Source organism: Mycobacterium sp. NPDC050551, assembly GCF_040674075.1.
Taxonomy (GTDB): Bacteria; Actinomycetota; Actinomycetes; order Mycobacteriales; family Mycobacteriaceae; genus Mycobacterium.
In genome coordinates, this window is record NZ_JBFARC010000002.1 from 455585 (window position 1) to 468367 (window position 12783).

Genomic DNA, 12783 nt, shown 5'->3' on the forward strand with positions numbered 1-12783 from the left:
ATCCATCCTAGGCAACGCCCGTCGGGCACGTTGTCCGTGCACCTACCCCGTTTCGACGGGTGTCAACTCGCCGGCGGCAGCGTGGTGTCGCTACCCCTCGTCGTCCTGCAGCCTGGGGTCGGCCTCGAGATGGGTCAGGCCGTTCCACATCAGGTTCACCAGGTGCGCGGCGACGACTTCCTTCTTCGGTTCCCGTGTGTCCAGCCACCACTGGGCCGTCATCGACACCGAGCCGACGAGTGCCTGTGCGTACAGCGGCGCCAACTCGGGATCGAGGCCGCGGCGGGAGAAGTCACCGGCCAGGATCGAGCTCACCTGGTTCACCGCGTCGTTGAGCAAGGTCGAGTAGGTGCCCGACGTGATCGCGGCCGGCGAGTCGCGGATCAGGATGCGGAACCCGTCGGTGCGCTCCTCGACGTAGGTCAGCAGCGCCAGGGCGACCCGTTCGACGCGCACACGGGAGCGGTTGTTGGTCAGCGAGGAGGTGATGCCGTCGAGCAGTGCGGACATCTCCCGGTCGACGACGACCGCGTACAGGCCCTCCTTGCCGCCGAAGTGTTCGTAGACCACCGGCTTGGAGACGTTCGCCCGCTGCGCGATCTCCTCGATGGAGGTGCCCTCGTAGCCACGCGCAGCGAACAGCGACTTCGCGATCTCGATGAGTTGCTGGCGCCGCTCACTGCCGGTCATCCGGGCGCGGGGTGCACGCACTTCCTTGTCGGGTGCTGCCACGATGCTCAGGGTAGCCGCTGGCCTGTGTCGACTAGAGTCTCCAGGTGATCTTTCCGTCGTGGTGTAATCGGCAGCACCTCTGATTTTGGTTCAGATAGTTCAGGTTCGAGTCCTGGCGACGGAACAATTCTCGGCGGCGGGCGTGCGAACGGCGCGACGAGCGACGTGTCGACCGACAGACATCCGCTTTCGCGAGAAGAGGGGACGGCGATGACGGTGCACGGCGAAGCCGCGGTGCTGGTGCTGGCAGCGGGCGCGGGCACCCGCATGCGGTCCGACACCCCCAAGGTGCTGCACACCCTCGGCGGGCGCAGCATGCTCTCCCACGTCCTGCACACCATCGCCAAGGTCGCCCCGCAGCACCTCGTCGTCATCCTCGGCCACGACCGCGACCGGATCGCGCCTGCGGTCACCGCGCTGGCCGAGGACCTCGGTCGTCCGGTCGACATCGCCGTACAGGACCAGCAGCTCGGCACCGGCCACGCCGCCGACTGTGGGCTGTCGGCACTGCCCGACGAGTTCGCCGGCGTCGTCGTCATCACCTCGGGGGACGTGCCGCTGCTGGACGCCGACACCCTCGCCGACCTGCTGTCCGCCCACAGCACGGAGGCCGCCGCGGCCACCGTGCTGACCACCACGCTGCCCGACCCCACCGGTTACGGCCGGGTGCTGCGCACCCAGGACCACGAGGTCACCCGCATCGTCGAGCAGTCCGACGCCAGCCCGTCGCAGCTGGCGATCCGCGAGGTCAACGCCGGTGTGTACGCCTTCGACATCGGCGCCCTGCGTTCGGCACTGCGCCGGCTGCGGTCAGACAACGCCCAGCACGAGCTCTACCTCACCGACGTCGTCTCGATCCTGCGGCAGGACGGCCTGGTGGTGCGGGCCCGCCACGTCGACGACAGCGCCCTGGTCGCGGGCATCAACGACCGCGTCCAGCTGGCCGCGCTGGGCGCCGAGCTGAACCGCCGCATCGTGGCCACCCACCAGCGGGCCGGCGTGACCGTCGTCGACCCCGCCACCACGTGGATCGACGTCGACGTGACCATCGGCCGGGACACCGTCATCCAGCCGGGCACCCAGCTGCTCGGCGCCACCAGCGTGGGCGGCCGCTGCCAGATCGGCCCGGACACCACCCTGGCCGACGTCACCGTCGGCGACGCGGCATCGGTGGTGCGCACCCACGGTTCGCAGGCGGCCATCGGATCGGGCGCGACCGTCGGACCCTTCAGCTATCTGCGGCCCGGCACCGTGCTCGGCGCAGCGGGCAAGCTCGGCGCGTTCGTCGAGACCAAGAACGCCACCCTGGGCGCGGGCACCAAGGTGCCCCACCTCACCTACGTCGGTGACGCCGACATCGGTGAGAACACCAACATCGGCGCGTCCAGCGTGTTCGTCAACTACGACGGCGAGAACAAGAGCCGCACCACCATCGGTTCGCACGTGCGGACCGGCTCGGACACCATGTTCGTCGCGCCGGTCACCGTGGGCGACGGCGCCTACACCGGCGCGGGCACCGTGGTCCGCGAGGACGTGCCGCCGGGTGCGCTCGCGGTGTCGGCGGGCCCGCAGCGCAACATCGAGGGCTGGGTGATCCGCAAACGGCCGGGATCGGCCGCCGCCGACGCCGCGGCCGCAGCACACGAGGCCGCCGAGCGCGCCGCCGACCGACAGGACGACGCCCAGGGGTCGTGATCTCGACCCCTTCTGTTGGCGATCCGGCAACCCGGCAGCGCATCTGCAGGACCGCTACGTACGATTGGGCCGACATCGACCCCCGACCGGCAGAGGCGCACAGTGGGCACCGAGTGGACCGACAACCGCAAGAACCTGATGCTCTTCTCGGGCCGCGCGCATCCCGAACTCGCCGAGCAGGTGGCCAAGGAGCTCGACACCCCGGTCACCGCGCAGACCGCGCGTGACTTCGCCAACGGCGAGATCTTCGTCCGCTTCGACGAGTCCGTGCGTGGCTGCGACGCCTTCGTGCTGCAGTCCCATCCCGCGCCGCTCAACACGTGGCTGATGGAACAGCTGCTGATGATCGACGCGCTCAAGCGCGGCAGCGCCAAGCGGATCACGGCGATCCTGCCGTTCTACCCGTACGCCCGGCAGGACAAGAAGCACCGCGGACGTGAACCGATCTCGGCCCGGCTCGTGGCCGATCTGCTCAAGACCGCGGGCGCGAACCGGATCCTCACCGTCGATCTGCACACCGACCAGATCCAGGGCTTCTTCGACGGGCCGGTCGACCACATGCGGGCGCAGAAGCTGCTGACCGGGTACATCGCCGAGAACTACGCCAACCACGACATGGTGGTGGTCTCCCCCGACTCCGGCCGCGTCCGCGTGGCGGAGAAGTGGGCCGACGCGCTGGGCGGCGTCCCGCTGGCCTTCATCCACAAGACCAGGGATCCACTGGTGCCGAACCAGGTGGTGTCCAACCGCGTGGTCGGCGACGTGCGCGGCAAGACCTGCGTGCTGACCGACGACATGATCGACACCGGCGGCACCATCGCCGGCGCGGTGAAGCTGCTCAAGCAGGACGGTGCGGGCGACGTGATCATCGCGGCGACCCACGGTGTGCTGTCCGATCCTGCGCGCGAGCGGCTGGCTGACTCCGGTGCCCGCGAGGTCATCGTCACCAACACCCTGCCGATCGGCGAGGACAAGCAGTTCCCCCAGCTGACGGTGCTCTCGATCGCACCGCTGCTGGCGAACACCATCCGCGCGGTGTTCGACAACGGTTCGGTGACCAGCCTGTTCGACGGGTCGGCCTAGATGGCGCAGACCGCCACCGTCTATCACAACCCGCGGTGCAGCACGTCGCGTAAGACGCTGGATCTGTTGCGGGACAACGGCATCGAGCCGACGATCGTGCAGTACCTGAAGACGCCGCCGTCACGCGACGAGCTGGCCGCACTGATCCGCGATGCGGGCATCGAGGTGCGCGCAGCGGTGCGCAAGCGCGAATCGCTCTACGGTGAGCTGAATCTGGCCGACGCGACCGACGAGGAACTACTCGACGCCCTCGCCGAGCACCCGATCCTCATCGAGCGGCCCTTCGTCGTCACCGCGAAAGGCACCCGGCTGGCCCGGCCGATCGACACGGTGCGCGAGATTCTGTGACCGCCCGCCGCCGCTGCGTGGCGGCAACGCTCGCGCTGATCACCGTCGCCGCCGTCGGCTGCGGCGCGGAAACCCCTGACTACGAAGCGGTCTGGTCGACGACGAGCACCACCTCGGCGGCCCCGACGAGCACCGAGGCGCCGGTGCCGCTGTCGCAGTACCTGGCGGGCATCGGGGTCGAGGGCAAACCGGTGGCCCCCGACCGGCTGCCGGACCTCACGGTCACGCTGCCGACGCCCCCGGGCTGGAAGCCCTACACCAATCCCAACTTCGAGCCCGGCACCCGCACCATCGCCAAGGGCGACACCTACCCGATCGCGATGCTGGTGGTGTTGGAGCTCAAGGGAGACTTCGACGCCGCCGAGGCGGTCAAGCACGGCACGGGTGATGCGGAGCTGTCGGAGAACTTCAAGCGCCTCAACGCCTCCGAGAAGAACTGGCGAGGATTCCCGTCGTCGATGATCGAGGGCAGCTACGACCTCAACGGTCAGCGGATGCAGAGCTACAACCGCATCGTGATCGCCACCGGATCGCCACCGGCCAACCAGCGCTACCTGGTTCAGCTCACCGTCACCAGCTTCGCCGACGAGGCCCAGGCGCAGGGCAAGGACATCGAGACCATCATCTCCGGGTTCACCGTCGCCCCCAAGCCGGCAGCACCCAAGTGACCGCGGCCCGCTGAGCCGACGTCTATAGGGTGGTGGCCATGACTGGTTGGACCGCTGCCGAATTGCCCTCCTACACCGGCAGGACGGTCATCGTGACCGGCTCCAACAGCGGTCTGGGGCTGATCACCGCCCGCGAGCTGGCACGTGCCGGTGCGTCGGTGGTGCTCGCCGTCCGCAACACCGCCAAGGGCGACGAGGCGGCTGCGGGCATGACCGGCGACGTCACCGTCCGCAAGCTCGACCTGCAGGATCTGGCGTCGGTGCGGGAGTTCGCCGCCGGTGTCGACGCGGTGGACGTCCTGGTGAACAACGCCGGCATCATGGCGGCGCCGTATGCGCAGACCAAGGACGGCTTCGAGAGCCAGATCGGCACCAATCACCTCGGCCACTTCGCACTGACCAACCTGCTGCTGCCCAAGATCACCGACCGGGTGGTCACGGTGTCGTCGATGATGCACTGGATCGGCCGCATCAACCTCAAGGATCTGAACTGGAAGGCCCGGCCGTACTCCGCCTGGCCGGCCTACGGTCAGTCCAAGCTGGCCAACCTGCTGTTCACCACCGAACTCCAGAACCGTTTGCAGCGGTCCGGGTCCGCTGTGCGGGCGGTGACCGCCCACCCCGGGTACAGCGCGACGAACCTGCAGGGCCGTAGTGGCCGCAAACTGGGCGATGCGCTGATGTCGATCGGCAACCGGTTGGCCACCGACGCCGACTTCGGGGCCCGTCAGACGCTCTATGCGGTGTCGCAGGACGTCCCGGGCGACAGTTTCGTCGGGCCAAGGTTCTCGATGACGGGCCCGACCCGGTCGGTCGGACGAAGCCCGCTGGCCCGCAACAAGGACACCGCAGCAGCCCTGTGGGAGCTGTCCGAGCAGCTCACCGGAACCGCGTTTCCCCGCTGATTTCTCTCTGACCAGCGGCTTGCGCTACCCTGGGCGAGCGTCACGGCGAGGGCGGCCGGCATGTCGGCCACCGTTATCGACGGGAACACGCGTCATCACCGATGCGGCCCCTGCTGTGCGATGAATTCCCTCGACCAGCACAGGAGCACCGCACATGGCCAAGAAGTCGGCCTCTTCGAACAATCTGACCGCATCGGTCCGTACCGCCACCGGCAAGGGCGCATCGCGTCGCGCTCGCCGTGAGGGCAAGGTCCCGGCCGTTCTGTACGGCCACGGCACCGATCCTCAGCACCTCGAGATCGACGCCCGCGACTTCGCGGCCGTGTTGCGGCACTCCGGCACCAACGCGGTGCTGAGCCTCGACATCGAGGGCACCGAGCAGCTCGCACTGACCAAGTCGCTGGAGATCCACCCGATCCGCCGCAACATCCAGCACGCCGACCTGCTGGTGGTCCGCCGCGGCGAGAAGGTGACCGTCGAGGTCAACATCGTGATCGAGGGCGAGGCCATCCCCGGCACCCTGGTGACGCAGGAAGCCAACACGATCGAGATCGAGTCGGACGTGCAGGCCATCCCCGAGCAGATCACCGTCTCGGTGGAGGGCGCCCAGGCAGGCACCCAGTTCACCGCGGGCCAGATCGAGCTGCCCAAGGGCGTCGCCCTGATCACCGATCCCGAGGCGCTCGTGGTCAACGTCGTGGCCGCGCCCACCGCCGAGGACCTCGAGTCCGAGGGCGGCGGCGCGTCGATCGACGAGCAGGCCGCGGAGTTCGTCGAAGCCGTCGAGGAGGCCGAGGGCGAGGCCGGCGAGGGCGACGAGGCCCCGGCCGAATCCGCCGAGTAGGCGGTCGACTCACCTCTCATGGCCGAGCCGCTGCTGGTGGTGGGCCTGGGCAATCCCGGGCCCACCTACGCCAAGACCCGGCACAACGTGGGCTTCATGGTCGCCGACCTGCTCGCGGGACGGATGGGGTCGGGCTTCAAGGTGCACAAGAAGTCCGGCGCCGAGGTCGTCACCGGCCGGCTCGGCGGCCGGTCGGTGGTACTGGCCAAGCCCCGTTGCTACATGAACGAGTCGGGGCGCCAGGTGGGCCCGCTCGCCAAGTTCTACTCGGTGGACCCCGCCGACGTGGTGGTGATCCACGACGAGCTCGACATCGACTTCGGTCGTATCCGGCTCAAGTTCGGCGGCGGCGTCGCCGGCCACAACGGGCTGAAGTCGGTGTCGGCGGCGCTGGGCAGCAACGGGTTCCAGCGCGTTCGCGTCGGGATCGGCCGCCCGCCCGGACGCAAGGATGCGGCGGCCTACGTGCTCGAGGCGTTCACCACCGCCGAGCGCGCCGAGGTGCCGACGATCTGCGAGCAGGCCGCCGACGCGACCGAACTCCTGCTCCTGCACGGCATCGAGCCGGCGCAGAACACCGTCCACGCCTGGTAGCGGCTGTCAGCGCCCGCGGATCCCGCTGTCGACCACCTTCACCGGCTTGTGCGGGAACCGTCGTTCGGCGTGCGCCTTGGCTGCCGAATTCGGGAGCACGTACAGCGTTTCGCGCTTCTCCTGCAACGGCTTGAGCACCAGGTCCATGAATCCTTTCCGGTCCTCGAGGTAGGGCTCGATGACGTCTTCGCCCGCCGGACACACGGCGAGGCAGTAGGCCGCCTTGTAGTTGGCCTTGAACGACAGGCTCTGCCACATCGAGGCGTTCTCCGAATCGCTGACGCGCGAGCGGAAGTCGTCGGCGTCGGTGCTGTCGGCGATGGTCTGCGCCCAGTCGGTGAAGCCGCCCATGAACTCGCGGTAGTTGTGCACCGAACATGCGACGAAGTCGAAGGCGCCGTCTTTACCGATGGCGCCGACCGGGCAGGCCGCGACGCAGAGTTTGCACTCCAGGCACGGTGAATAGTCCAGCGGCGAGCCGTATTCGGTGATCTCGGCGTCGAGCAGGATCGTCGCCAGCAGGATGAAGTTGCCGAACTTCGGGTGGATGACGTTGCGGTGGATGCCCATCACGCCCAGTCCCGCCGCGACGGCGACCGGCTTGTGCGCCACCACCCAGATGCGGCCGGGGAATTTGTCCATCTCCATCGGGAACGTCGCCGACGGGTTGAGCGCCCGGTGGCCGGCGTCCTCCAGCGCACGGGTGATCCGGTGCGCCGCTTCGTTGATGATCTCGCCGCTGCGGTGGAACTCCTGGTTGGCGACGCTGCGCGCCGTCGACCGGACGTTGTCGCGGTTCATCCGCACCACCAGCGAGATGTAGCTCCTGACGCCGGGCAGCGCCGCCTCGACGTGCTCGACCTCCGAGGCCAGCTCCGGGTTGGCGACACTGGCGAAGGCGACGTCGTCGGCGCCCGCGGCCAGACACACCTCGCGCAGCCAGCCGGCGTCGACGGCGCCGGGCTTCTCCCGCTTCCGTGCCAGCACCGCCCGCACGGTCGGATGGTCGGCGATCCGCGCAGGGGGCTTCAGCATGAAGCTGAGTATAGCGATAAATACTCAGCCTGCCAGGCGGGCCGTCAGCCGCCCGTGCGGCGGGCGTAGGCGCGCAGCGCGACGGGCGCGATGATCGCGGTCAGCAGCACCGACCACAACACCGTCGCGAGCACCGGATGGTGCAGCGGCAGCTGAGCTTCGGGCGCCGCAGGCGGCCCGTTGCCCCACAGTTCCCGCATCGCCTGCGCCAGCGACGACACCGGATTCCACTCGGCGATCACCCGCAACCAGTGCGGCATCGGCCCGGTCGGCACGAAGGTGTTCGCGAGGAAGGTGATCGGGAAGAGCACGGTGAACATCACACCGTTGACGGCCTCCACCGATCGCATCAGCGAGCCCACCAGGATGCCGAACCAGATGATGCCGAACCCGAACACCAGCAGCAGCACGAACGCGAGCACCGCCTCACCGACGCCGCCGCGGATCCGCCAGCCGATCGCCAGGCCCGTCACCGCCATCACCACGACCCCGATGGACGAGTGCACCAGGCTCGCGACGCTCCGCCCGATCAGGACCGACGACCGGTGGATGGGCAGCGACCGGAACCGGTCGATGATGCCCTTCTCGACGTCGGCGGTGATGCCCGAGGCAACGACGAACGCGGAGAACACGATGGTCTGCGCCAGGATGCCGGGCAGCAGGAACTCGCGGTAGGACGCGCCGCCGGTGTCGGTGATCGACGCGCCGAACACGAACGCGAAGAGCAGCACGAACATGATGGGCTGCGCGGTGACGTCGCTCAGCATCTCCGGCATGCGCTTGGTGTGGATCATGTTGCGCTTGACCATGATCCAGGACTGCTGCGCGATGTTGGTCGGGTGCGTGAGGGGCCGCTGCGCCTCGACCTCTGTACGCGATGCGACGGCTGTCATGCCTCGACTCCTCCTCGCTCGGTCATGCGCTGGCCTCCTCTTCGGTGCGGTGCCCGGTCAGCGACAGGAAGACGTCGTCGAGACTGGGCCGGGACAGCCCGATGTCGTCGACGGCGATGCCGCTGTCGCGGAGCCAGCCTGCGACGCGGATGACGTCGTCGAGCCCGTCCGCGGAGGCGGTGACCTGGCGGGCCCCGGCCTCGACGAACACCTCGGCGCCGGTGCGGGCCAGCAGTTCCTGCGCCGCCGCCAGGTCGTCGGCCTCGGTCACGGTGACCACCAGGCTCGCATTGCCGGCCTGGCGCTTGAGCTCCAGCGGCGATCCCTCGGCGATGATGCGACCCCGGTCGACGACGACGATGTTGTCCGCGAGCTGGTCCGCCTCCTCCAGGTACTGGGTGGTGAGCAGCAGCGTGGTGCCCTGCTCGACGAGGCCGCGCAGCACGTCCCACAGATCGCTGCGGCTGCGCGGGTCGAGGCCGGTGGTCGGCTCGTCGAGGAAGAGCACCGGCGGCGACGCGAGCAGGCTGACGGCGAGGTCGAGGCGGCGACGCATCCCGCCGGAGTAGGACTTGACCACCTTGTCGGCGGCGTCGGCGATGGAGAACCGCTCCAGCAGTTCATCGCCCAGGCGGGTGATCTCCCTGCGCCGGATGCCGTAGAGGCCGCCGATCATCCGGATGTTCTCGCGGCCGGTGAGCAGTTCGTCGACGGTGGCGACCTGACCGGTGAGCCCCATGTTGCGCCGCACCGCGTCCGGTTGCCGCAGCACGTCATAGCCGGCGACGCGGGCCGTCCCGCTGGTGGGCTCGGTGAGCGTGGTCATCATGCGGACCGTCGTGGTCTTGCCCGCGCCGTTCGGCCCGAGCAGTCCCAGCACGGTGCCCGGCGGGACGGCGAAGCTGACGTGGTCGACCGCGGGCGGGACGACCGCGGGATCCCCGAACTGCTTCACCAGGTCGATCGCTTCGATGGCCGGTGTCATGTCAACGACGGTATCGGTGATCACCGACACCCCGTTACCCGTGGGCGGCCCGAGGGTTAGGTGACCAGCGAGACCGAGTTGGCCCGGCGCAGCTTGCCCGACGGCGTCTTCGGGATGGTGCCGGGCCCGAGTACCACGACGTTGCGCGGACGCACGTCCACCTCGGTCACCACCTCGTGGGCGACCTGGTGCTCGATGCGGCGCACCTCGAGCGGGTCCTGCCAGGCGTTGGACTCGACCGCGACGGCGAACGTCTCACGCGAATGGCCGGCGTCCAGCCGGACGGCGACGGCACAGCCCGGCCGCACGCCTTCCACGCGGCCGGCGGCCCGCTCGATGTCGGTCGGATAGATGTTGCGCCCGGCCATGATGATGACGTCCTTGACGCGGCCGCAGACCACGACGTGGCCCTCTTCGGTCAGGTAGCCGAGGTCGCCGGTGTCGTACCAGCCGTGCTCGTCCTGCGCGGGGACGAATCCGCCCATGGTGATGTAGCCGGGGGTCAGCGGTTCGCCGCGCAGCTCGATGACGCCGACGCCGCGAGCGGGCATCACGTTGCCCTGCTCGTCGATGATGCGGGCCTCGAGCCCCTCGAGCAGCGGGCCGAGTGTGGCCAGCCGCTTGGTGTTGCCCTTGGTGGCGGTCACGGCCCGTCGCAGGGCGGCCAGCAGATCGGCGTCCACCTCGTCGACCACCAGGCCGGCGCCGCATTCGGAGAACGACACCGCCAGCGTCGTCTCGGCCATGCCGTAGGCGGGCAGGATCGCCTCGGCGCGCAACCCGAACGGCTTGCCCGCGTCGATCAGGTCCTCGACGTCGGCCGGTTCCACCGGCTCGGCGCCCGACAGCGCGAAGCGCAGCGTCGACAGGTCGAACTCGCCGGGCGTCGCCTGCCGGCGCAGCCGCTTGGCCAGCAGCGCGTAGGCGAAGTTCGGCGCGGCCGTCATCGTGCCCTTGTACTTGTCGATCAGCCGGGCCCACAGCAGTGTGTCGCGCAGGAAGTCCATCGGCGTGACCTTGACCAGCTCGGCGCCGAAGTACATCGGGATGGTGAGGAAGCCGACCATGCCCATGTCATGGAAGCAGGGCAGCCAGCTGACCATGACGTCCTTCTCGACGTCGTACTCGGCGCCGATGAACATCGCCTCGGCGTTCGAGTGGATGTTGCGGTGGGTGATCTGCACGGCCTTGGGCGACCCCGTCGAACCCGACGTCAGCTGCATCAGCGCCAGGTCGTCCTCGCCGACCTCGACGGGGTCGATCGGCTCCGACGCCAGCAGCTCGGCGACGGTCAGGACCGTGATGCCCTTCTCCTCGAGCACCGGGATGGCCACGTTGAACGGCTCGGACACGATCACGGCCTTGGCCTCGATCATGCCGATCACCATCATGGTGTCCTCGGCCCACAGCGCCAGGTCGGTGCGCGGGGTCGGCTGGTGCAGCATGGTCAGGCTCGCGCCACGCATCCACAGCCCCTGCGCGGTCGGCGCGATCTCGACGGGGAAGCCGGCGAGCACGCCCACGGCGTCGCCCAGTCCGACACCGGCCGCGGCCAGCCCACCGGCGATGCGCCGCGCCCGCTCGTGCACCTCACCCCAGGTGTGCCGGACCGGCTCGTGCGGCTCGCCGGTCACCATGCCGGTGGTGACGGTGCGGGCGTTGCGGTACATCTTGTCGGTGAACCTGCTCACGACATCCTCCTCGGGACCGGCGACATCGCCCGGATTCTCATGCTCCGCCAGTGAGCAGACGCTGCCGAGCAGGCGCGCATACACAATTCAGGAGCGGTTTCATCTCGAAACGGTGATGCATTGGAAAACCCGGGCGCGGTAGCGACGACGCCCTCGAGGGTGCCTGCCGCGCGGCTGCGAGGCCACCCGCCGACGTGCCCGGCAGGTAAAGGTCGTGCGCCCGATGCTTGACCGTGAGTTTTCACCGCCAGTCATCTTAGAAGACCCTTAAGTAACCGACAAACCGCAGCGCCGAATGAGGCCTGGGTCACAGTTTGCGGTGTCAAATACGACCCAACCGCTCAGCCCGACGGGGTCGGCGCGGGCACCAACCGGGCCCCGTGCACCGGCCCGCTGGCCACCCGCACGGTCCGGCAGACGCCGGCGCCGGCCAGCCGGACACCGATGTCGACCGCCGCCGCCGCCGACTCGCACAGGAACGCACAGGTCGGACCCGAGCCAGACACCAGGCCGGCAAGCGCGCCGGCTTCGCGACCAGCCCGCAGCGTGCGCCGCAGACCCGGGTACAGGCTCAGCGCCGCGGCCTGCAGGTCATTGCCCAGCAGGGGAGCCAGCTCGGCGGGGTCGCCGGAGGCCAACGCCGAGAGCAGCGGCTCGGGATCGTCCAGCCGCGGCGGCGCCTCGCGCTGGTCGTCCGCCGCCGCACGCAGCCGGTCGATCTCCCGGAAGACCTTGGGGGTCGACAGGCCCTTGTGGGCGAACGCGAGGACCCAGTGGAAGGTGTTGCGCGCGAGTACCGTCGCGAGTTCCTCGCCACGGCCGGTGCCCAGCGCCGTCCCGCCGTGCAGGGCGAACGGCACGTCACTGCCCAGCGTGGCGGCCAGCGCGTGCAGGTCGCGGCGCGGCACCCCCAGCTCCCACAGGGCGTTCATCGCCACCAGTACGGCCGCTGCGTCCGCGCTGCCGCCCGCCATGCCGCCCGCCACCGGTATCGCCTTCTCGATCGAGATCGCCACGTCGGGGGCGCGTCCGACGTGTTCGGCGAGCAGTTCGGCGGCCTGCCACGCCAGGTTCCGCTCGTCGAGGGGCAGCCCCTCGGCACCCTCGCCCGCGATCTCCAGCGACTGCACGTCGGCGTTGCGCACGGTGATCTCGTCGACCAGCGACACGGCGTGGAAGACGGTGGTGAGGTCGTGGTAGCCGTCCTCGCGCAGGTCACCGACGCCAAGATAGAGGTTGACCTTGCCTGGTGCGCGCACGGTCACCGAACCCGTGGGGACCCACTGAGATGCGGTGTTGCCGTCGGCCAC

General features: G+C 69.3%; 13 protein-coding genes and 1 tRNA gene. 8 read left to right on the forward strand and 6 right to left on the reverse strand.

What is annotated here, in order from left to right; genetic code table 11:
* Nucleotides 1-90 precede the first annotated feature (90 nt).
* On the reverse strand, nt 91-690 hold the full coding sequence (locus AB0K11_RS08845; RefSeq protein WP_264012410.1) for a TetR/AcrR family transcriptional regulator: 600 nt from the start codon (nt 688-690) through the stop codon (nt 91-93).
* Nucleotides 691-784: 94 nt separating this feature from the next.
* On the opposite strand from AB0K11_RS08845, the gene AB0K11_RS08850 reads away from it, so the two are divergent.
* From AB0K11_RS08850 to pth, 8 genes are all read left to right on the forward strand, one after another.
* Nucleotides 785-856, forward strand: a tRNA-Gln gene (locus tag AB0K11_RS08850).
* Between the two features lie 86 nt (nt 857-942).
* Nucleotides 943-2427 (forward strand): bifunctional UDP-N-acetylglucosamine diphosphorylase/glucosamine-1-phosphate N-acetyltransferase GlmU, encoded by a 1485-nt coding sequence (glmU, locus tag AB0K11_RS08855; protein WP_364974834.1) that lies wholly within the window; start codon nt 943-945, stop codon nt 2425-2427.
* Between the two features lie 102 nt (nt 2428-2529).
* Entirely contained in the window at nt 2530-3510 is a 981-nt protein-coding gene (locus AB0K11_RS08860) for a ribose-phosphate diphosphokinase (protein ID WP_364974836.1), read from the forward strand.
* Entirely contained in the window at nt 3511-3858 is a 348-nt protein-coding gene (arsC, locus tag AB0K11_RS08865) for an arsenate reductase (glutaredoxin) (RefSeq protein ID WP_364974839.1), read from the forward strand. It begins immediately after the preceding gene.
* Nucleotides 3855-4526 (forward strand): LpqN/LpqT family lipoprotein, encoded by a 672-nt coding sequence (locus AB0K11_RS08870; protein ID WP_364974842.1) that lies wholly within the window; start codon nt 3855-3857, stop codon nt 4524-4526. Before arsC ends, AB0K11_RS08870 begins: the two co-directional genes overlap by 4 nt.
* Before the next feature lie 38 nt (nt 4527-4564).
* Nucleotides 4565-5431: an oxidoreductase gene (locus AB0K11_RS08875; protein WP_364974844.1), complete on the forward strand. Its 867-nt coding sequence runs from the start codon at nt 4565-4567 to the stop codon at nt 5429-5431.
* Nucleotides 5432-5585: 154 nt separating this feature from the next.
* On the forward strand, nt 5586-6275 hold the full coding sequence (locus tag AB0K11_RS08880; RefSeq protein ID WP_364974847.1) for a 50S ribosomal protein L25/general stress protein Ctc: 690 nt from the start codon (nt 5586-5588) through the stop codon (nt 6273-6275).
* Nucleotides 6276-6293: 18 nt separating this feature from the next.
* Complete coding sequence (pth, locus tag AB0K11_RS08885; protein WP_364974850.1) at nt 6294-6869, forward strand: aminoacyl-tRNA hydrolase; 576 nt, start codon at nt 6294-6296, stop codon at nt 6867-6869.
* 6 nt (nt 6870-6875) lie between these two features.
* Here pth and AB0K11_RS08890 read toward each other — a convergent pair whose 3' ends face one another.
* From AB0K11_RS08890 to AB0K11_RS08910, 5 genes are all read right to left on the reverse strand, one after another.
* Nucleotides 6876-7904, reverse strand: a complete 1029-nt coding sequence (locus AB0K11_RS08890; RefSeq protein WP_364974853.1) for a 4Fe-4S binding protein — start codon at nt 7902-7904, stop codon at nt 6876-6878.
* 44 nt (nt 7905-7948) lie between these two features.
* A complete protein-coding gene (locus AB0K11_RS08895) occupies nt 7949-8797 on the reverse strand; it encodes an ABC transporter permease (RefSeq protein ID WP_364974856.1) in 849 nt (282 codons plus the stop codon).
* Nucleotides 8798-8819: 22 nt separating this feature from the next.
* Nucleotides 8820-9782, reverse strand: coding sequence for an ATP-binding cassette domain-containing protein (locus AB0K11_RS08900; RefSeq protein ID WP_364974859.1), 963 nt, complete (start codon nt 9780-9782; stop codon nt 8820-8822).
* A 56-nt stretch (nt 9783-9838) separates the two neighbouring features.
* Nucleotides 9839-11473 (reverse strand): fatty acyl-AMP ligase, encoded by a 1635-nt coding sequence (locus AB0K11_RS08905; protein ID WP_364974862.1) that lies wholly within the window; start codon nt 11471-11473, stop codon nt 9839-9841.
* A 341-nt stretch (nt 11474-11814) separates the two neighbouring features.
* Nucleotides 11815-12783, reverse strand: coding sequence for a 4-(cytidine 5'-diphospho)-2-C-methyl-D-erythritol kinase (locus tag AB0K11_RS08910; RefSeq protein ID WP_364974865.1), 969 nt, complete (start codon nt 12781-12783; stop codon nt 11815-11817).

Bases quoted from the DNA above. Each gene is read 5' to 3' on its own strand.
- pth (WP_364974850.1), top strand. From the start codon at position 6,294: ATGGCCGAGCCGCTGCTGGTGGTGGGCCTGGGCAATCCCGGGCCCACC.
- AB0K11_RS08880 (WP_364974847.1), top strand. From the start codon at position 5,586: ATGGCCAAGAAGTCGGCCTCTTCGAACAATCTGACCGCATCGGTCCGT.
- AB0K11_RS08900 (WP_364974859.1), bottom strand. From the start codon at position 9,782: ATGACACCGGCCATCGAAGCGATCGACCTGGTGAAGCAGTTCGGGGAT.
- AB0K11_RS08845 (WP_264012410.1), bottom strand. From the start codon at position 690: ATGACCGGCAGTGAGCGGCGCCAGCAACTCATCGAGATCGCGAAGTCG.
- arsC (WP_364974839.1), top strand. From the start codon at position 3,511: ATGGCGCAGACCGCCACCGTCTATCACAACCCGCGGTGCAGCACGTCG.
- AB0K11_RS08895 (WP_364974856.1), bottom strand. From the start codon at position 8,797: ATGACAGCCGTCGCATCGCGTACAGAGGTCGAGGCGCAGCGGCCCCTC.
- AB0K11_RS08875 (WP_364974844.1), top strand. From the start codon at position 4,565: ATGACTGGTTGGACCGCTGCCGAATTGCCCTCCTACACCGGCAGGACG.
- AB0K11_RS08890 (WP_364974853.1), bottom strand. From the start codon at position 7,904: ATGCTGAAGCCCCCTGCGCGGATCGCCGACCATCCGACCGTGCGGGCG.
- glmU (WP_364974834.1), top strand. From the start codon at position 943: ATGACGGTGCACGGCGAAGCCGCGGTGCTGGTGCTGGCAGCGGGCGCG.